This window comes from Peribacillus sp. NPDC058002 (genome assembly GCF_042886655.1).
In the GTDB taxonomy this organism is placed as follows: Bacteria; Bacillota; Bacilli; order Bacillales; family DSM-1321; genus Peribacillus; species Peribacillus aracenensis.
This window is the reverse complement of the sequence record NZ_JBHVQU010000003.1, coordinates 1-21120: the sequence shown is the minus strand read 5'-3', so window position 1 is coordinate 21120 and position 21120 is coordinate 1. Positions and strand designations below refer to the sequence as shown.

The 21120-nt window shown below is 43.5% G+C and carries 16 protein-coding genes; 3 read left to right on the top strand and 13 right to left on the bottom strand.

The window, feature by feature from the left end; genetic code table 11:
• Positions 1-263 precede the first annotated feature (263 nt).
• The 9 genes from rpoE to ACFVSH_RS01300 form a co-directional block, all read right to left on the bottom strand.
• Positions 264-857, bottom strand: coding sequence for a DNA-directed RNA polymerase subunit delta (gene rpoE / locus ACFVSH_RS01340; protein WP_387704423.1), 594 nt, complete (start codon positions 855-857; stop codon positions 264-266).
• 213 nt (positions 858-1070) lie between these two features.
• Positions 1071-1232: a hypothetical protein gene (locus tag ACFVSH_RS01335; RefSeq protein WP_387601393.1), complete on the bottom strand. Its 162-nt coding sequence runs from the start codon at positions 1230-1232 to the stop codon at positions 1071-1073.
• Positions 1233-1369: 137 nt separating this feature from the next.
• Positions 1370-4636 carry a fused isobutyryl-CoA mutase/GTPase IcmF gene (gene icmF, locus ACFVSH_RS01330; protein WP_387704421.1) on the bottom strand — a complete coding sequence of 1089 codons (3267 nt, stop codon included), beginning with the start codon at positions 4634-4636 and terminating at the stop codon, positions 1370-1372.
• 30 nt (positions 4637-4666) lie between these two features.
• Entirely contained in the window at positions 4667-5299 is a 633-nt protein-coding gene (locus tag ACFVSH_RS01325) for a TetR/AcrR family transcriptional regulator (RefSeq protein WP_387601399.1), read from the bottom strand.
• Positions 5300-5410: 111 nt separating this feature from the next.
• The gene (locus ACFVSH_RS01320; protein WP_387601401.1) at positions 5411-6550 is read right to left on the bottom strand and encodes an acyl-CoA dehydrogenase; all 1140 of its coding nucleotides are present in this window, start codon (positions 6548-6550) and stop codon (positions 5411-5413) included.
• A 26-nt stretch (positions 6551-6576) separates the two neighbouring features.
• Entirely contained in the window at positions 6577-7713 is a 1137-nt protein-coding gene (locus tag ACFVSH_RS01315) for an acyl-CoA dehydrogenase (RefSeq protein WP_260285882.1), read from the bottom strand.
• 35 nt (positions 7714-7748) lie between these two features.
• Positions 7749-8600 (bottom strand): 3-hydroxybutyryl-CoA dehydrogenase, encoded by an 852-nt coding sequence (locus tag ACFVSH_RS01310; protein WP_260285881.1) that lies wholly within the window; start codon positions 8598-8600, stop codon positions 7749-7751.
• A 31-nt stretch (positions 8601-8631) separates the two neighbouring features.
• Positions 8632-9822 (bottom strand): acetyl-CoA C-acetyltransferase, encoded by a 1191-nt coding sequence (locus ACFVSH_RS01305; RefSeq protein WP_387601404.1) that lies wholly within the window; start codon positions 9820-9822, stop codon positions 8632-8634.
• Positions 9823-10024: 202 nt separating this feature from the next.
• Positions 10025-12154 (bottom strand): (Fe-S)-binding protein, encoded by a 2130-nt coding sequence (locus ACFVSH_RS01300; RefSeq protein ID WP_387704481.1) that lies wholly within the window; start codon positions 12152-12154, stop codon positions 10025-10027.
• Between the two features lie 293 nt (positions 12155-12447).
• On the opposite strand from ACFVSH_RS01300, the gene cls reads away from it, so the two are divergent.
• Positions 12448-13650 (top strand): cardiolipin synthase, encoded by a 1203-nt coding sequence (gene cls / locus ACFVSH_RS01295; protein ID WP_387601406.1) that lies wholly within the window; start codon positions 12448-12450, stop codon positions 13648-13650.
• A gap of 28 nt (positions 13651-13678) precedes the next feature.
• On the top strand, positions 13679-14632 hold the full coding sequence (gene uvsE, locus ACFVSH_RS01290) for a UV DNA damage repair endonuclease UvsE (protein WP_387704419.1): 954 nt from the start codon (positions 13679-13681) through the stop codon (positions 14630-14632).
• A gap of 51 nt (positions 14633-14683) precedes the next feature.
• Here uvsE and argS read toward each other — a convergent pair whose 3' ends face one another.
• From argS to speE, 4 genes are all read right to left on the bottom strand, one after another.
• The gene (argS, locus tag ACFVSH_RS01285; protein WP_387704417.1) at positions 14684-16354 is read right to left on the bottom strand and encodes an arginine--tRNA ligase; all 1671 of its coding nucleotides are present in this window, start codon (positions 16352-16354) and stop codon (positions 14684-14686) included.
• A gap of 3 nt (positions 16355-16357) precedes the next feature.
• Positions 16358-16798: a YwiB family protein gene (locus ACFVSH_RS01280; protein ID WP_387704415.1), complete on the bottom strand. Its 441-nt coding sequence runs from the start codon at positions 16796-16798 to the stop codon at positions 16358-16360.
• 273 nt (positions 16799-17071) lie between these two features.
• Complete coding sequence (gene speB / locus ACFVSH_RS01275) at positions 17072-17950, bottom strand: agmatinase (protein WP_192207282.1); 879 nt, start codon at positions 17948-17950, stop codon at positions 17072-17074.
• A 14-nt stretch (positions 17951-17964) separates the two neighbouring features.
• Entirely contained in the window at positions 17965-18792 is an 828-nt protein-coding gene (gene speE, locus ACFVSH_RS01270; protein WP_192207283.1) for a spermidine synthase, read from the bottom strand.
• A gap of 207 nt (positions 18793-18999) precedes the next feature.
• Between speE and ACFVSH_RS01265 the strand changes: the two genes are divergently transcribed.
• Positions 19000-21063 (top strand): transglycosylase domain-containing protein, encoded by a 2064-nt coding sequence (locus ACFVSH_RS01265; protein ID WP_387704413.1) that lies wholly within the window; start codon positions 19000-19002, stop codon positions 21061-21063.
• The last annotated feature ends 57 nt before the right edge of the window (positions 21064-21120 follow it).

Below are 21120 nucleotides of genomic sequence, written 5' to 3'. Positions count from 1 at the left end.
AGAGTCATGCAGGATACATGAACAAGAATAAATTTCCTTAAATGACGTAAACATAATAATGTTCTCTATAGTTTTTACAATTCTACGAGAAATCATTTTTAAAAATAAAAAAATGATGTCATTTATTCATTCCATCATTAAAAACAAAAACGCTCCGCTTACAATAAAAGTAAGGGAGCGATATAATTTAATCATTGTGTCCTTTTTTAAGGAGCCCAAAAATGATTCTACAAATTTCGCCTCAAAAAGTCAAGGGCGATTATTTATTTCTCATCCTCTTCATCCAAGTCATCTGCGTCTTCATCTTCATCTTCATCTTCATCTTCATCATCTTCCAGGACAAATGCATCATCTTCGATTATTTCTTCTTCCAGATCGTCGTCATCATCCACGTCATCATCCAAAAGCACTTCGTCGATGACTGGAGAACCTAGAATATCATCATCGTCGTCATCTTCATCTTCGTCCAGATCATCGATATCTTCTTCAAAGTCAAGGTCTTCGTCTTCCAGTTCATCGAAATCGTCGATAACAACAGCTGCCTTTTTGGCTTTCTTTTTCTTTTTAGGTTTTACAACATGTACGACTTCTTCTTCGATCTGGTCAACCGGGTACCATGTTTTCAATCCCCAGCGGTTGTCTCCAAGTGAAGTGAAACGGCCATCCACATTTAAATCCGTATAGAATTGTGCAATTTTCTTTTCCACTTCCGCTTTAGATAAATGGTGCAGCGAAGCTAATTCACTTATTAAGTCTTTAAATGGAATCGGTTCATTTCTTTCCACTAACAAATCATATGCCATCTCTATTAAGGACATTTCCAACAATTGCTCTTTTGAGTATTGTTTTAAACTCAAATTCCGCACTTCCCTTCTCTATTCAAACACTGAATTCCGTGTTTTTTCACATAAAAAAATAATCTAAAACAGTATTTCGATAAAATAACGACAATTCCTGCTAGACATATACTCCATTATAAACAATCTAATTGGGTTTATGCTAGTTCTATATGATACTTTCACACATTTACCTAATTGTCTATCATTCAAAGAAAACCAAAAAGGTAAATATCATTCCTTTTTCTTTTTGGATTTCTGACGATAGGCTGCGGTAAAAAAGACAACCGTCAGGATAAAAAAAGAAATGGCGCCCAGTTGATGCTCATACAGTTCAAATAAAAAAATGATGGCAAGAATGTAACCTAAGATTAATCCAATCATTTTCAGGTTCATTTCCTCAACTCCAATAGGGCTGATTCTTCATTTTTGCCCCTTTTCCAAATAATTATAAGGTAAATTCTTCATTTTGTTAAAAAAGAGGGGAATTATTTAAAAAAGAGGCCCCTAAACGTTTGGGCCCCTTCTTGGTTTTACATATTCCTTCGATATTGACCGCCTACATCATAAAGCGCCCTCGTTATCTGCCCCAGACTGGCCACTCTCACGCAGTTCATGAGTTCGGCAAAGATATTTTCCCCATTCATGGCTGCCAATTTAAGTTTAGTCAGCGCCTCATCCGTGAACTCCTTATTTCTTTCCTGGAATGCCCGGAGATTCATGATTTGCCCTTCTTTTTCATCCTTTGTTGCACGGGCAATTTCCATGCTGTTCACCGCTTCTTCGGAAGGAGGATTTGGATTCAAATACGTATTGACACCAATGATCGGCAATTCTCCCGTATGCTTTTTCATTTCGTAATGCATCGATTCATCCTGGATTTTCCCGCGCTGATACTGCGTCTCCATTGCACCCAGGACACCGCCCCGATCGTTGATGCTATCGAACTCTTGCAGGACGGCCTCTTCAACCAGATCCGTCAATTCCTCTACGATGAAGGCACCTTGCATCGGGTTTTCATTTTTTGAGAGACCATGCTCCTTTGTAATGATCATTTGTATGGCCATTGCCCGGCGCACGGATTCTTCGGTAGGCGTCGTGATGGCTTCATCGTACGCATTAGTATGCAGGGAGTTACAGTTATCCTGCAGTGCCATTAAAGCCTGAAGCGTCGTCCTGATATCATTAAAATCAATTTCCTGCGCATGAAGGGAGCGCCCAGAAGTCTGTATATGGTATTTGAGCTTCTGGCTACGGTCATTCGCACCATATTTATCCCTCATGACTGTTGCCCAAATCCTTCTTGCCACCCTCCCGATAACTGTATATTCCGGGTCGAGCCCATTTGAGAAGAAGAACGACAAATTCGGGGCAAAGTCATCAATATTCATTCCGCGGCTTAAATAATATTCGATGTAAGTAAAGCCATTCGCTAATGTAAAAGCCAGCTGTGAAATGGGATTGGCACCCGCTTCTGCAATGTGATAACCGGAAATGGATACAGAGTAGTAGTTCCTGACTTTCCGATCGATGAAATATGCTTGAATGTCCCCCATTAGCCTTAAAGCAAATTCCGTAGAGAAGATGCATGTATTCTGGCCTTGGTCCTCTTTCAGAATATCCGCTTGAACAGTTCCGCGTACCGTTTGAAGGGTATAAGCCTGCACTTCTTCAGCTTCGGCTTCAGTAAGGGGACGGCCTAACTCTTCTTCTTTCCGTTGAATCTGCTGATCGACTGCAGTATTCATATACATGGCCAAAATGATTGGTGCCGGTCCATTGATGGTCATGGAAACAGATGTTGAGGGGTGGCAAAGGTCAAAGTCTGCATACAGCTTTTTCATGTCATCCAACGTACAGATGCTGACTCCGCTTTCCCCTACCTTTCCATAGATATCAGGCCGGTGATCAGGGTCCTCGCCATATAAAGTTACAGAATCGAAAGCCGTACTAAGCCGTTTAGCGGTATCATCCTTTGACAAATAATGAAAACGCCTGTTGGTTCGGTCGGGCGATCCTTCACCGGCAAATTGCCGCTTCGGGTCTTCCCCTTCACGCTTGAATGGAAAGACTCCCGCTGTGTAAGGAAAGAAGCCCGGAACGTTTTCACGGAATACCCATCCTAAGATCTCTCCATAATCCACGTATTTAGGCAGTGATACTCTCGGAATCATTAAACCTGATAAACTTTTGGTTTTTAGCTTTGTTACGATTTCTTTATCCCTGACTTTCGTTACAAACTGCTCTCCTGCATACTTTTCTTTTAAATCCATCCATCCAGAAAGGATTTTTTTAGATTCAGGTGATAAATTCAAAGCGGTTTCCTTTTTCAGTTTTTCTAAAGAAGACACCATCTCGTCATTGTTATCATTTTCCTTAATTGCATCAATTGCCCCTTCAAGCTGGAAAAGCCTCCGGGCAATACGTACCTGGTCAGCCGCACGCTTATGATACGATCTGACCGTATCACTGATTTCACGTAAATAATACCGCCGGTCAGTGGGAATGATGACATTTTGCTTGTAAACATCCGCTTCTTTCGAAAAGGACGTACTCCAAACCGTCCCTGATTTTTCATTAAGCTTTTCAATCAGTGCAGCGAATAATGCATTGGTGCCCGGGTCATTGAATTGGGAAGCGATCGTACCGTATACTGGCATTTCCGATGGATCTTGATCAAAAAGTGTACGGCTCCTTTGGTATTGCTTTTGAACTTGGTTTTTTGCATCCTCGGAGCCTTTGCGTTCGTATTTGTTAATGACTATCAAGTCTGCATAATCAATCATATCGATTTTTTCAAGTTGAGAAGGTGCACCGAATTCACTCGTCATTACATACATGGATACATCGCATATTTCGGCAATTTCTGCATCTCCCTGACCAATTCCGCTCGTTTCGACGATGATTAAATCGAAGCCGGCTGCCTTCACGACTGAAATGGCATCTTTTATCGCCAAAGACAACTCACTTTTTGAATGGCGCGTGGCTAGGCTCCGCATATAAACACGCTCTGAAAAGATTGAGTTCATTCTGATCCTGTCACCCAGCAGGGCACCGCCCGTTTTCTGTTTGGTCGGGTCCACAGATAGGATGGCGACCCTCTCGTCTGGAATTTCGTTAATGAACCTTCGTATCAATTCATCCGTCAATGAACTTTTTCCAGCGCCGCCAGTCCCTGTAATCCCTAGAACGGGAACCTTCTTTTCGGAAGTCTTGATCTGCTCAAAAAGACTCTCCACCGCTGCCGCTGATTCCTGTAAAACATCGAGTCTATTTTCGGCAAAGGTAATAAATTGGGCAATGGCATTTGTTCCCCCAGCAATCAATTCATCAAAACGTTCTTGTAAAGATGGTTTGACTGTCGAGAAATCACATTCCTCCATCAATACGTTTATCATTCCTTGAAGCCCATATTCCCGTCCTTCATCAGGCGAAAAAATACGGGCGATCCCATAATCATGCAGTTCTTTAATTTCCCTTGGGATGATGACCCCGCCGCCCCCGGCAAAAATCCGAATGTGCTCGGCTCCCTTTTCCTTCAGCAGGTCATACATATATTTAAAATATTCCACATGTCCGCCTTGGTAAGATGACATGGCTATGCCTTGAACATCTTCCTGGATGGCCGCATTCACGATCTCTTCTACCGAACGATTATGACCTAGGTGAATAACTTCCGCCCCGCTGGACTGAAGGATTCTCCTCATTATATTGATGGATGCGTCATGCCCATCAAATAAACTCGAAGCTGTGACGAATCTAATATGGTTCTTCGGTTTATACACCTCAACTGTACTCATATAGCTCCTCCTTATTGAAACTTATTTATATCAGTGCTTTTTGAAACCCGATACATTTTGAATCAATAATTGCGTCTGCAGTTCAACATACTCTTGAAGCGTATACTGTTTATGCAAAGCCCATCTTCTAAAACTCCACATCTGTCCCTGAACGAAAATGTTATGTGAAACAAGGCTTATTTGTTTTTCCGTTAACGAAAGCTCCCCATTCTCGACACATTTCGTTATCACTTTTTCGAACATGCCAACCATCCGAATTTCTTTGTTCAGAACATATGGTAAAGCATCTTTCGTCAGGGCCTTCACTTCCTGATACATGACCAGCACTTCGTCCTGCATATCATCCATCACTTTATAAAAATAGGCGATCGTCAGCTTCAAACTTTCAAGTGTCCCATCACTCTGTTCTATTTCTTTCTGAAGCTTTTCCTGGACTTCATCATAGATAAAGTCACAAACAAGATATAATATATCTTCCTTGGTTCGGATATACTCGTATAATGTTCCAATACTAAAGCCTGCAGCTTTGGCAATTTCCCTGGTAGTCGTACGGTGAAATCCCTTTTCCTTAAAAAGGGTAACCGCTCCTTTAATCATTTGTGTACGCCTTTTTTCAACCAGCCGCTCATCCTTTACAGATGCAAGAACCTCTCTTTTTTCCATTTCCAAACTCCTTTTGAAAGCCCGTTATTCAATTTTCAAAGACATTCTGAAGAAATTGAAAAGGGAATTCCGGTAAAGGCAGTGCCTCATCGGAAAACCTCTGTTTCAACCTTATTTAGTAACCATACGTGAGATGACCAGCTTTTGAATTTCCTGTGTACCCTCGTAAATCTGGGTTATTTTCGCATCGCGCATATACCGCTCCACTGGATATTCCTTTGTATATCCATAACCCCCGAAAACCTGCACGGCCTCCGTCGTCACTTTCATTGCTGTATCACCAGCAAAAAGTTTGGACATCGCCGACTCTTTTCCATAAGGAAGGCCCACTGATTCCAACCACGCTGCCTGATAGGTTAATAGCCTTGAAGCCTCAACACCCGTTGCCATATCCGCCAATTTAAAGCCGATTCCTTGCTGTGCAGAAATTGGCTTGCCGAATTGGACGCGCTCTTTTGCATAATCAACCGCGGCATCCAATGCACCTTGGGCTATGCCTACGGCCTGGGCTGCAATTCCATTACGGCCGCCATCAAGCGTCATCATCGCAATTTTAAAGCCTTCTCCTTCTTTTCCAAGGAGATTTTCTTTAGGCACTCGACACTCATCAAAGATGATTTCCGTGGTCGGTGATGAACGGATCCCAAGCTTCTTCTCTTTTTTACCAACACTGAAGCCTGGGAAGTCCTTTTCAATGATAAAAGCACTCGTTCCTTTTTGTTTCGATTCAGGGTCCGTCAATGCAAAGACGACATAAGTATCCGCGATCCCGCCGTTCGTAATGAAGATTTTTGAACCGCTGATGACATATTCATCACCTACAAGCTTTGCAGTCGTCCTCATACCGCCTGCGTCTGAGCCTGAGCTAGGTTCAGTCAGTCCGTATGCACCGATTTTTTCACCCTGTGCCATCGGGCGAAGGTATTTTTGTTTTTGGTCTTCAGACCCAAATTTATATATTGGCCATCCTGCGAGCGAAGTATGGGCTGATAAAGTCACCCCAGTGGATGCGCAAACGCGGGAAAGTTCCTCAATCGCTATGCAATATGCTAAGTAATCACTGCCGATTCCGCCGTATTCCTCAGGCCATGGAATCCCAGTCAATCCAAGCTCAGCCATTTTATCGAAGATTTCACGGTCAAATCGTTCTTCTTCATCCCTCTCGGCAGCGGTCGGAGCCACTTCATTCTGGGCAAAGTCGCGCACCATTTTCCTGATCATTTCATGTTCTTCCGTTAGTTTAAATTGCATGAATATGCCCTCCAAATTTTTCGTGATTATAGATTCTTACTGATGACCATTCTCTGTATTTCGCTGGTACCCTCATAGATTTCAGTTACCTTTGCATCCCTGAAATAGCGTTCGACCGGATATTCGGTTGTATATCCATAGCCTCCGAACACTTGGACTGCTTCTATCGCCACATCGACAGCCGTTCTCGAAGCGAATAGCTTAGCCATTGCCGCCTCTTTACCGCACTTCAATCCCTGCGAGCGTAAATAAGCCGCCCGATAGACCAGTAGCCTCGAAGCTTCTATGCCCGTTGCCATTTCGGCCAGTTTGAAACCAACTCCTTGTTGTTGTGCAATGGGTTTGCCGAATTGCACCCTGTCTTTTGCATATTTAACAGCATGTTCCATGGCACCCTCAGCAATTCCCAGCGCTTGAGCCGCAATCCCGATCCTTCCGGCATCCAGGTTGGCCATTGCGATCTTAAAGCCCTCACCTTCTTTGCCAAGGAGATTGGCTGTAGGGATTTTCATATCCTCGAACGTTACCTGCACGGTGCTCGAGCCATGAAGGCCCATTTTACGTTCATCTTTGCCGATGATTAAGCCTGGCGTTCCTTTTTCCACGACAAAAGCAGAGATTCCCTTGCTTCCCTTCTGAGGGTCGGTTGAAGCAAAAACAATAAACACATCCGCTTCCCCGCCATTGGTGATAAAAACCTTGGACCCATTTATTCGATATTCTCCGCCTTCCTTGACTGCCACTGCCTTCGATTTCAAACTCGCAGCATCGGAACCTGAGCTTTGCTCAGTCAAGCAAAAGGCGCCTAAATATTCACCAGCAGCTAACTTGGGCACATACTTTCGCTTCTGCTCTTCCGTTCCAAAATAAACGATTGGATTTGTTCCAACAGAAGTATGAACGGACAGTATGACACCTAGAGTGGGACTTACTTTGGAAATCTCATTGATGGCAATGATATAAGACATGAAGTCCATACCCGCGCCACCGTATTCTTCTGAAATCGGAATTCCCATCAAACCAAGCTCACCCATTTTTTGCAGAATCGCTTTTGGAAACACGCCTGTTTCCATTGCCTCGATATGAGGAGTGATCTCATTCTCCGCAAAAGCGCTTACCATTTTCCGCATCATTTCCTGTTCTTCTGTAAACTTGAAATCCATCCTTCATCCCTCCATAGCTGCACATCTTTCCATGATTAGTTATATTCGTAAAAGCCCCGTCCTGATTTCTTGCCTAGCCATCCAGCTTTTACATATTTCCTTAACAGCGGACACGGTCGGTATTTATCGTCTCCCAGCCCTTGGTGAAGGGTTTCCATTATATACAAGCATGTGTCCAGCCCAATGAAGTCAGCTAGAGTAAGCGGGCCCATCGGATGGTTCATTCCCATTTTCATTACGTCGTCGATCGCCTCTTTGGTAGCTACGCCCTCATATAGTGTATAGATGGCCTCATTGATCATCGGCATTAAAATCCGATTAGCTACAAAACCTGGAAAATCATTGACTTCCACCGGTACCTTGTTCAAGGATTCAGCCATCTTTTCAACTTCTTTATAAACTTCATCCGATGTAGCAAGGCCTCGAATGACCTCAACCAGCTTCATGACTGGAACGGGGTTCATAAAATGCATGCCAATTACCTTTTCCGGCCTTTTCGTGGCAGCGGCTATCTCGGTTATCGGAAGCGAAGAAGTATTGGATGCAAGAATGACGTGTTGCGGTGTGATTTCATCCAGCTCGGCGAATATTTTTGTTTTTATTTCCATGTTTTCCACCGCAGCTTCAATCACTAAATCTACCGCAGCCGCATTTTTCAAATTCGTCGATGAAGTCAACCGGGAAAGGATTGCATCTTTCTCCCCGGATTCCATTTTCCCTTTTTCAACCTGACGGGAAAGGTTCTTGGTAATTGTCCCTAACCCCTTTTCCACATATTCAACTTTTAAATCGTGTAAAAGAACTTCGTAACCGCTCATTGCACAGACCTGGGCAATGCCAGATCCCATCTGTCCTGCACCAATGACCATCACTTTTTGAATGCCCATGAAAATCCCCCCTCATTTATCTATGAAACTATTATCCTTGCTTAGGCACTTCAATTAAGATGGCATCTCCTTGACCGCCGCCACTGCAGATCGCTGCGATGCCCAATCCCCCTCCGCGGCGTTTCAGTTCATGCATCAGCGTAATGATGATGCGGGCACCACTGGCCCCGATTGGGTGACCTAATGCTACAGCCCCTCCGTTAACATTCACTTTTCCCGGCTCGATGTTGGCAATTTTCCCACTGGCCAGTGCAACCGCTGCAAATGCTTCGTTCACTTCAAACAAATCAATTTCCTCTATCGATTTATCTGTCTTCTTCAGGAGTTCATTTATGACCAAACCTGGCGTTTTAGGGAAGTCCTTTGCTTCCACTGCCACTTCAGCATGACCTAAAATATAGGCAAAAGGTATTTTCCCTTCTTTTTCCGCACGTTCCTCACTCATCAATACAAGTGCACCTGCCCCATCATTGACACCTGGTGCATTACCTGCCGTAATGGTTCCCTCATTATTGAAGGCTGGACCTAATTTAGCTAACTTCCCGGCAGTTGTATCTTTTCTTGGAGCTTCATCATGTTCAATGGTAATTGGTTCGCCTTTTCGTACCGGCACCTGTACGGAAATGATTTCTTCTGCGAGAATACCGCCATCGATTGCCTTTATCGCTTTTTGATGGCTCTCGTAAGCCCAGCTATCTTGTTCCTCACGGGTGATTTCAAGATCCTCGGCAGTACTGTTTCCGTAAGTCCCCATATGGACGCCCGTAAAGCTGCAGCTTAGTCCATCCGAAATCATCGTATCCCTCAGTTCCCCATCACCCATCCTTAGTCCCCACCTTGCTTTCGGAAGGATATAAGGCGCATTGCTCATCGATTCCATTCCGCCGGCAACAATGATTTCTTCTTCTCCTAAGCGAATGATCTGATCAGCCAATGTGACGCTGCGAAGTCCTGATGCGCATACTTTATTAATGGTTTCCGTTTTCACTTCCCAAGGCAATCCAGCATGTCGGGCTGCCTGACGGGACGGTATTTGGCCTTGGCCTGCTTGAAGCACATTCCCCATGATGACCTCGTCTACCAGGCTGCCTTCGATCCCTGCCCGAACAAGTGCCTCTTTGATTGCTATTCCACCAAGTTGTGATGCCGTCAAACTGCTAAGACCACCGCCAAATTTACCAAAAGGTGTTCTCACACCGCTAATAATCACTGTTTTCGCCATCATTATTTCCCCCTATAAGTAACATTGATTGAACGCTCGCTCAATTTGGAGTAAAAAAAAATAGTGTTGTAAGCGCTTTATAATATATAATATTACACATTTTTCTCAAAAATGAAAATATTTAGTTTATAAAAATTTGAAAATATTGCCTGCTTCCATTTGATCCAACCCATTTAGAAGAAGCAGGCAATTCCATTTAAAATTAAGAGGCAATCGATTTATTTTCACCAATGACCGCTTTTTCCAGTAGTTCAGCTACATCATACGTTTTAACATTTTCCTCAACTTCTTTTGCTTTCGTCCCATCAGATAGCATGGTCAGGCAATAAGGACACCCTGAACTGATCACTGTTGGACTGACGGCCAGCGCTTGTTCGGTACGGGCCACATTAATGCGGTTTCCTGTTTCCTCTTCCATCCACATCAAACCGCCTCCAGCTCCACAGCACATTCCCTTCTCGCGATTACGCTCCATCTCAATAAGTTTCACACCATCGATGGATTGCAAGATTTCACGAGGCGGGCTGTAAACTTCATTGTACCTTCCCAAGTAACAGGAATCATGAAAAGTAATCGTCTCATTCACGGGATACTGAGGCACCAACCTGCCTTCACTGACAAGTGTGGCCAACAGTTCAGTATGATGGTACACTTCCGCTTCCAAGCCAAAATCCGGATACTCATTCTTAAAGATATTGTATGCATGCGGATCGATCGTCACGATTTTCTTAATTTCATTCTTCTGGAATTCTTCTATATTTTTCATTGCAAGCTCCTGAAAGACAAACTCATTACCCAATCGACGCGGAGTATCCCCTGAGTTTTTCTCCTTATTTCCGAGAATTGCAAATTTGACGCCCGCTTCATTCAATAGTTTAGCAAAGGAAAGGGCAATCTTCTGGCTACGGTTATCGTACGATCCCATTGAACCTACCCAGAATAAATACTCGAATTCTTCGTCTGCCTTTTTTAATTCCTTCACGGTAGGAATGCTGACATCTTCCCGAAGGCTTCGCCAATCTTCCCTCTCTTTACGGTTCAGTCCCCACGGGTTTCCTTGACGCTCAATATTCGTCATGGCACGTTGCGCATCAGGATCAAGTCTGCCCTCTGTCAACACTAGGTAACGGCGCATATCGATGATTTTGTCGACATGTTCATTCATTACCGGGCATTGATCTTCACAATTCCGGCATGTGGTACAAGCCCAAAGCTCTTCTTCCGTTATGACTTCGCCAATCAGGCTCGGACTGTAAGCCTCGGCTGCTGCAGCAGATTCCTGCGTCCCCTGTGCTGCACCAGCCAAAGCTATCTTATTTCCCTTCGTATTCCCAAAAACAAAAGATGGCACCCATGGCTGCTTCGTTGTAACGGCAGCGCCTGTATTTGTTAAATGGTCACGCATCTTGATTATGATATCCATCGGTGACAGCATTTTACCGGTGCCTGTAGCCGGGCACATATTCGTACAGCGCCCGCACTCCACACATGCATAGAGGTCCACCATTTGGTACTGCGTCAAATCTTCAATATATTTGGCACCGTAATATTGATTGCCTTCCTTGTCGAAAACCTCTTCTTCCAAATCAACCGGTTTCAATTTCCCTGGATTGTCCAGTCGGTTCAGGAATACATTTATCGGACCGGCAATCAAGTGAGCATGCTTAGATTGCGGGATATAAACAAGGAAAGATAATATGATCAGTAAATGCAGCCACCAAGCTACATAAAAAACGACTGTTGCCGCTGTTGACCCCATCCAGCCGAATAAGAAAGCGATGCTTGATGCGACTGGCTCTGACCAAGTTGCATCGTGACCATGCCAGATCATTCCCATTCCATTCCCCAATAATACGGTGATCATGATACCGGTGATGAAGATGACAACCAAACCGGCTTTGAAATCCCTTTTCAAGCGAACGAGCTTTTCGACATAACGGCGGTATCCCGCCCACAGGATTGCAACAAGAACGGTGAGCGTCACAATTTCCTGAAAGAAAGTAAAGGCTGGATAAACTGGGCCAAACGGTAAATGCCACCCCGGCCTTAAGCCTTTAACGAAAAAGTCAAGTGCACCAAATTGCACTAAAATGAAACCATAAAATAACATGGCATGAATGATCCCGCTCTTTTTATCTTTAAAGAGCTTCTTCTGTCCAAATACATAAACCCCTATTTTAACAAGACGATCTTTCACACGGTTATCGAATTCCACTTTTTTGCCAAGTTTTATATAAGCTATACGGGTCTTTATCAAGTAGACAAACAAACTGGCGGCGTAAGCGGTTACAAACAGGAATGCAACTAAGTTGATCCACAGTAAACCATTCATTTCCATGCAGACTTTCCCCCTCTTTAGTAAATTGCAAAATGCCAGGTACCTTTTTGGGAAATTTGGCATTTTTCTGAAATTTGATTAACTCCATTATATAATGAATGAGCATTCAGTCAACTTTTTTCTTTCTAAAACCATTTAATTTTTCTGCATCTTAAAATTATAATTCGACAGTTTCTCGTATTACCCTTCTTCATTCTAAAAAAAATGAGAACCCTCTCCCCACTTTTTAATGGTTACTAACAGGGAATTAGAGCCAAACTAAATATAATCATTTAGGGGGGATTTTTTTGAAGATAATCACTACGATTGCCTCTATATTTTTATTGATCTTCTCTTGGTGCTGGGTTGATCTCAAGATAGGGCATAAGCGTTATTTGAAGCACGCAACCAACATAAAATACCCGCCTCGGAACAGCGACATGACTGTATTCACATCAGGGAAACTCCTGTTTGATGATTACATGAAGGAAGTAGAGCAAGCTAAGGATTCCATCCATATTCTTTTTTATATTGTAAAAAATGATAAATTCAGCAAGGACTTTTTGAAGTTACTGCAATCAAAAGCGGAAGAGGGCGTGGAAGTGCGGCTTTTAGCCGATTGGGTAGGAAGTAAAAAGATGTCCCGCCAAATCATACAGGAGCTAACTAAAAGCGGTGTTCATTTTTCTTTCAGCTTTAAACCGAAACTCCCCTTCCTTTTCTATACAATACAAAAAAGAAATCACCGTAAGATCACGGTGCTAGATGGAAAAATCGGCTATCTTGGCGGCTTTAATATCGGTAAGGAGTATATAAACCAAGGGGAGAAGCTGAACCCGTGGAGAGATTACCATTTAAAAATGACCGGGGAAGGTGTAAAGGACCTTCAGGAAGTCTTCCTCTCGGATTGGTTCTATGATACAAACGAAGATTACAGAGGAACGCCTGCCTATTTCCCGACATTGACTCCCGGAACGCAGGCACAGCAGTTTGTCGTCACGAATGGCAGTGATCTTGAACAGTCACTTACACACATAATTCGGCAAGCCACTAAAAAAATCATTATCGGGACTCCATATTTCATTCCCAGTGAAACTTTATTTCAAGAATTAAGGGAAGCACTTGCACGCAATGTTTCCGTTACGATCATCGTACCTGAAATTTCAGACCATGCCCTTGTCAAGGAAGCTTCTTTCCCCTATTTCCGGGTACTAATAAAAGAAGGCGCTGAAATCATGCAATTTCAAAGAGGGTTCTACCATTCTAAAGTGATTCTGATTGATGATATAATGTGTGATATCGGTACGGCTAATTTTGATAAACGCAGTTGTTTTTTAAATAGTGAAATCAATTGCATCGTATTTGACCGGACATTCATAGAAGATGTAGAAAAGGAGTTGGCGGTGGACCTAGCCGAATCCAAGCCGCTAAACGGGGACGCGATTTCCAACATGAATATAGTCCGTTCAGCAAAAGAATCGCTGGCTACCATCCTTTCTCCTTTTCTTTGACATCCCGTTCCTCAAGGAGAAAAATATAATGAAAATAAGATTTGGATTCGTATCCAATGCCACCTGTTTATGGGAAGCTTCTCCGGCTAAGACACTTACTTACAAGCGATATAGTTCACTTGGCGCCGAAAAAGGAATGGAAAAACTCCTGGATGTGACAAGGCAGAACATTGAAAATACCTTAAGGGTCCTTCAATATAACACGGCTCACCAAATAGAAATATACCGGATGTCCAGTTCCATTGTTCCTTTAGCCACACATCCCGAAATAGAATGGGATTTCGTTACACCTTTAAAAAAAGAGTGGAAACAGCTTGGTGATTGGGCCACTGCACAGAAGATGAGGATCAGCTTTCATCCCAATCAGTTTACGCTGTTTACCAGCCCAAAGCCCGAGATTACACAAAATGCCATAAAAGATATGGAGTTCCATTATAAAATGCTTGATGCAATGGGCATTGCGGACACCTCTTTCATCAATATCCATGTCGGCGGGGCCTATGGTGATAAAGAGTCCGCCCTTGTAAGGGTCCATGACAACCTTAAATCGCTGCCTATGCACGTCAAGGAAAGAATGACTTTTGAGAATGATGATAAAACCTATACAGCATCTGAAACCCTGAGCGTATGTAAGGGGGAAGGCATCCCACTTGTATTCGATTATCACCATCATCTCGCAAATCTTTCAGATGAGCCGCTTAACGAACTGCTCACCGAGGTATTCGCCACTTGGAGACAAGCAGGAGCGGTACCAAAGATTCATATTTCATCCCCAAAATCGGCAGGTGAATTTCGCTCGCATGCAGATTATATCGATTTGGACTTCATCATGCCCCTTTTTAAAGTGCTTAAGGATCTTGGACAGGACGTCGATTTCATGATTGAGGCCAAGATGAAGGATCGGGCAATGTTGCAGCTGATTGAAGATATAGCTAAGGTTCGTGGTGTAAAAAGGGTGAGCGGTGGTGCCGTCGAGTGCTAATTAACCTAAAAAAAAAGCGGCTTGTTTCGTTAGAAACAGCCGCTTTTTCCATTACATTTTTTCCGGTGCCGAAACCCCGATGATGGCTAATGCATTCTTTAAGGTAATTTGGACGGATTTGACCAGTCCTAAACGCGCCTTACTTCTTTCCATCTCTTCAACATCCAAAACCTTATCAGCATTGTAGAAACTGTGGAATGTAGAAGCCAGGTCGAATATATAATTCGTCATGCGGTGAGGCATCCGTTTTTCGGCTGCTTCAGCAATTGCCTGAGGGAATTCTCCTAATTTCTTCAAAAGCTCCACTTCTTTTTCAGTAGCTAGGGCAGAGAAATCAGTGACGCCCTCATAGCTGATCCCTTGTTCCACACCTTGGCGTAAAATGCTGGAAATTCGGGCATGGGCATACTGTGCATAATAAACCGGGTTTTCATTGGACTGTGAAACCGCAAGATCCAAATCGAAATCCATATGAGTATCGGCACTTCTCATCGCAAAGAAATAACGGGTTGCATCGAGACCCACTTCGTCAATAAGGTCACGCATCGTAACTGCTTTACCGGTACGCTTACTCATCTTCATTTTCTCGCCATCCTTGTACAGGTGAACAAGCTGGATGATTTCCACTTCAAGCTGCTCGCGTTTGTACCCCAATGCTTCGATCGCCGCTTTCATACGCGGTATATAGCCGTGGTGGTCTGCACCCCAGATATTGATCAGCGTTTCAAAGCCGCGCTCCAATTTATTACGGTGATAGGCAATATCCGGTGTCAGATATGTGTAAGACCCATCCTGCTTAATTAGCACCCGGTCTTTATCATCGCCTAGTTCAGTAGAGCGGAACCATGTAGCCCCATCTTCCTCGTAGACATGGCCCCTGTCCCTCAACACTTTGAGTGCCTCATCAATTTTACCGTCTTGATATAGAGATGTTTCGGAGTACCATACATCGAATCCGACACGGAAATTAGCCAAGTCCGTTTTCAGTTTTTCCATTTCATATTTCAAGCCGTACTCACGGAAAAATTCAAAACGTTCCTTTTCATCTGCATTTACATATTTATCCCCAAATTCACTGGCAAGCGTTTTACCGATGCCAATGATATCTTCGCCATGATAGCCGCCCTCCGGCATATCCTTTTCGAGGCCAAGTGCCTGGAAATAGCGGGCTTCTATGGAAATGGCCAAATTATTAATTTGGTTTCCTGCGTCGTTGATATAGTATTCACGTGAAACATCATAACCTGCTTTAGAGAGGACATTACATAATGTATCACCTACTGCTGCACCACGGGCATGACCAAGGTGAAGATCACCGGTCGGGTTCGCGGAAACGAACTCCACTTGGATTTTTTCGCTTTTACCAAAGTCACTTTCCCCATATGCTTCATCCACTTTCAAAATGACAGGAACCAATTCTGTCAAATAGGAATTATTCATGTAGAAGTTGATGAAACCAGGTCCTGCAATCTCGATTTTTTCGATGGATGCTTTTGAGTTGTCAAAGTTTTCGATGATTGCCTCTGCTATCATCTTTGGCGCTTTCTTTGCAATCTTCGTTAATTGCATGGCCATATTCGTGGAATAATCTCCGTGTGTCTTATCTCTTGGCAGTTCCAATACAACATTTGGAATCTGCTCTTCCGTTGCCAACCCAGCTTTAATGACTGCCGCTTTAATCTCTTCTTTCAGTTTTTCCTGTACCTCTTTTACTATATTCATGCGCTATGCTTCCTCCTTGTAGGAAATCGTCATCTCATATTGACCGGGTTCGCTTCCCTGCATATGTAACGTATATTTAAGGACAAGTTTCCCTTGTTTGGTCTGTTCATCCCATTGATGATGTATCTTCTTCGCGGTCGTCCGTAATCCTAACCTGCCATATATACTTTCATAATGTCCATTTGTCGCTTCCTGCAGGCGGAAAAGCTGCCTCATTTTAATGTCGCCATTTCTAAGCAGGATCGTTTCATCCGGTTTGTGCTTGATGGTCGTTTGTGTTTGACCGGCTTCATTTTCCTCTTTATATTGCAAATATAAATCTGCACCTTTATACATTTTTGTACCAAATGTCACCAGCTCATACGTTTCCGTTTCTGAGCCGTGCATGATTTTTGTCTGTAAAGTCACTTTAATAGCATGCTTATCTATATCATGAAGAGTCAAAGCTACACTTCCTTCATCATGTCGTTCTTAACTTTATAAGTATAAATATTCTTCAAGGAAGTTTCAACTTGGAGCGGAAAATAAAGTGTAAATCCAAAAATGTGGGGATAAACTGTCGAAATCATGTTGTTGCCATTCATTTGATTTTAACGCAATAATGACTCATTGGGGCGAAATTATTCAAAAAGGGTCCTTCAGGTATAAAATTCTTTTCCTGAATGGATAAAAAAAGACCATTCCCGCAAAAAACGGGAACAGCCAAGCCTTCCATCCTTAACCTTTTTGAACCCAACCTAGAATCATTTCGCGAATCAGCTTGCTCGCCGTGTTCGCAGTTTGCTCGGATGGATCATAAATCGGTGCCACTTCTACTAAATCGCAGCCGACTACATTAATCTCGGACCGTGCTATCTCATGAATCGAAGCCAAAAGCTCTTTGGAAGTGATGCCTCCACAATCAACGGTGCCTGTCCCTGGCGCGTGCGCAGGATCAAGAACATCGATGTCGATCGTCACATATACAGGACGACCAGCTAACTGCGGCAGTACTTCTTTCAGAGGTTCAAGAACTTCAAATTTAGAGATGTGCATGCCATTTTCTTTTGCCCATTGGAATTCTTCCTTCAAACCGGAACGAATGCCGAAAGAGTATACATTTTTCGGGCCGATAAGTTCTGCGGATTTACGGATGATGGACGCATGGGAAAGCGGCTCCCCTTCATAATCCTCACGTAAATCTGTATGGGCATCCATATGGATGATGGCCATATCGGGATACTTTTTGAACATGGCTTTAATGACTGGCCATGTGACAAGATGTTCCCCTCCCATGCCCATTGGGAACTTACCTGCATCCAACACGCTGTCGACAAATTTTTCAATCATATCGATACTGCGCTGCGGATTGCCGAATGGTAATGGAATATCCCCGGCATCAAAGAATTTAACTTCCTCTAATTCACGATCTAAATAAGGACTGTATTCTTCCAAACCAATTGAAACTTCACGAATCCGGGTAGGGCCGAATCGAGAACCCGGACGGAAACTTACCGTCCAGTCCATCGGCATGCCGTATAGTACAGCTTCTGATTCTTCAAAAACAGGGTGGCTTTTAATGAATACATTGCCTGAATAAGCTTCATCGAATTTCATGGTCCATGCCTCCCTTATTTCACTAAATCTTGAACGAATTTAGGCAGAACGAATGCTGCTTTATGAAGTTCTTTTGTATAATATTTAGTTTCCATTTCATGGAAACGATCTTCAGTCACTTCTAATGGATTATATTTTTTCGACCCGATCGTGAATGCCCAAAGGCCGCTTGGATATGTCGGGATATTCGCTAAATACAGGCTGGTGATTGGGAATATTTCTTTCACATCACGTTGTACATCGCGAATTAAGTCCGCTTTAAACCAAGGGTTGTCGGATTGTGCCACAAAAATCCCGTCTTCTTTCAAAGCTTTGGAAATCCCGGCATAAAAACCTTTTGTGAATAAATTGACAGCAGGTCCGACAGGTTCAGTCGAGTCAACCATGATCACGTCATATTCATTTTCACTTTTGGCGATGTGCATGAAACCATCCCCAACTTGTACGTCTACACGCGGATCTTCAAGCATGCCTGCAATTTCAGGCAGGAATTTCTTTGAGTATTCGATAACTTTCCCATCGATATCAACCAATGTAGCTTTTTTTACGCTTGGGTGTTTTAGGATTTCACGGATAACTCCTCCGTCTCCTCCGCCTACAACCAAAACGTTTTCTGGATTAGGATGGGTAAATAAAGGAACATGGGCTACCATTTCATGGTAAACGAATTCATCGCGCTGTGAAGTCATTACCATGTCATCCAGCAATAGCATATTGCCCCACTCTTCCGTTTCAATCATATCAAGCTTTTGAAACTCAGTTTGCTCCGTATGTAAAGTACGATTCACTTTCATCGTAATACCAAAATTCTCTGTTTGTTTTTCAGTAAACCAAATGCTCATTTATTAACGCTCCTTTTCCATTTCATATTGTCAGTTACCTTATAGGTTCCCCAAAATCGGTATAGTCATTAGCTAGAAAAATTATAGACGAATCTAGCAGAATTGCAAGATAAATTTCATAAATGCAGTTCTTATGTTTAAAATTTTCTTTTTTTTCCATAATAGTAATAGATACTAGATTCTTACCTGATAAGAGAGGTGAAAGCAATGGAATTGATTCCAAGCGAACGATTTAAAAGGACAACTAAATATGTACGGGCCTTCATCATCCTTGCCACAATCGGGCTCACGATACTCTTTGTATTGCTTCTCTCTTTACTGATTTATGCAAAAATATTAGGTCCTCCCCCTTTGGTCGTACCGCAGTCCACTCTCTATTATAGTGATAATGGAAATGTGATCGGTGAAACAGATAATGGCCAAAAACGTTATTGGGCCGGAATGGAGTCGATTTCACCACAGCTCATCCAAGCGACTGTCGCCGTTGAGGATCGCCAGTTTTACACTCATAATGGATTTGATATAAAGCGGATCGGCGGTGCCATCCTTGCTGATATTAAGGCAATGTCCAAAGTCCAGGGTGCAAGCACCATAACCCAGCAGTATGCCAGGAACCTGTTTCTTGGGCATGACAAAACGTGGTCGCGTAAGTTTAATGAGGCTTTTTATACGATTCGTTTAGAAATGAACTACTCCAAAAAGGAAATTCTAGAAGGCTATTTAAATACGATTTACTATGGCCACGGCGCATATGGAGCCCAAGCTGCAAGTCAATATTACTTTGGCAAGGATGCCAAGGATTTGACTCTTCCTGAAGCGAGCATGCTGGCCGGAATACCAAAAGGGCCGTCAAACTATTCACCATTGGATAACTTTGAAAAAGCGAAATCCAGGCAGAAAGTTGTCCTGCAAGCCATGAAAAACCAAAACTACATTTCAGGAAAAAATATTGCGGAAGCATTGCGGACATCCCTTACATTAAAGGGCGAGCACGGAACGGTCACCAATAAGACCGCTCCCTATTTCCAAGATGCCGTCAAACAAGCTTTAAAGTCCCAGCTTCATTTGGATGACCGGACGATCGAGCTCGGCGGGCTTAGGGTCTACACCACACTGGACGAAACCCAACAGGATGCAGCCGAAGATGTTCTTTCCAATACCATACCCAAGTCTTCAGGCATTCAAGCCTCGATCGTGGCAATGGATCCTGATTCCGGGGAGGTCCGTGCGCTCGTCGGCGGTAAAGATTATGCCGAGTCGCCATTCAATCGAGCTACACAGGCCGTTCGCCAGCCTGGTTCAACCATGAAGCCATTGCTATATTATTCAGCGCTGGAGAACGGGTTCACACCATCCACCACCTTAAAGAGCGAGACAACTACATTTTCTTTCGATGATGGTCACTCATCATACACACCGCATAATTACAACCATCAATATGCGGAAGGCGAAATCACGATGGCCCAAGCCATTGCTCTTTCCGATAATATCTTCGCCGTAAAAACGCACTTGTTCCTTGGGGAACAGACATTGGTCGATACGGCGCAACGTTTCGGAATCACGGCAAAGATGGATGCGGTTCCTTCCCTGGCACTCGGTACGTCAGGTGTAAGGGCGATTGAAATGGTGAACGCGTATAGCATTCTGGCCAACGGCGGCAAGAAGGTTAAGCCCGTGTTTATCAAAAAAGTTGAAAATCAAAAAGGTGAAGTGATTTTTGATGAAAATGAGAAACCGGAACAGATTTTGGATGAGGACAAGGCATTTGTCATGACCCAGATGCTTACGGGTGTTTTCGATGAAACCTTAAATGGCTATACAAAGGTGACCGGCAGCACCATCAATTCCCAGTTAACCCGCCCATATGCCGGCAAATCAGGGTCCACCCCGACGGATAGCTGGATGATCGGTTACACACCGGGGCTTGTTGCAGGAGTATGGACTGGATATGATCAAGGCAAAAAGATCGAAATCCCTGCAGAAAAGGGCTATGCAAAGAAAATCTGGGCTTCCTATATGGAGAAGGGCCTGCAAGGGAAACCGGCAAAATCGTTTAAAGAAACCAAAAACGTAATCGGGGTGAAGGTGAATCCCGTTAGCGGAAAATTGGCCACAAAGGATTGTCCTGTTTCAAGATTGACTTATTATGTTAAAGGAACCGAACCTGTCGAATACTGTGCCGAGCACTTTAAGGGTCCGAAACATGCCCCAAAAGAAGAAGAACAAAAAAGGGCCCCGTGGTACAAAAAAGTCTTAAAACCTTGGGGATAACGAAAAACCCCCGAAGCCGGCAGAGGCTTCGGGGGTTTTTCTGTCCTAGTTCCACAG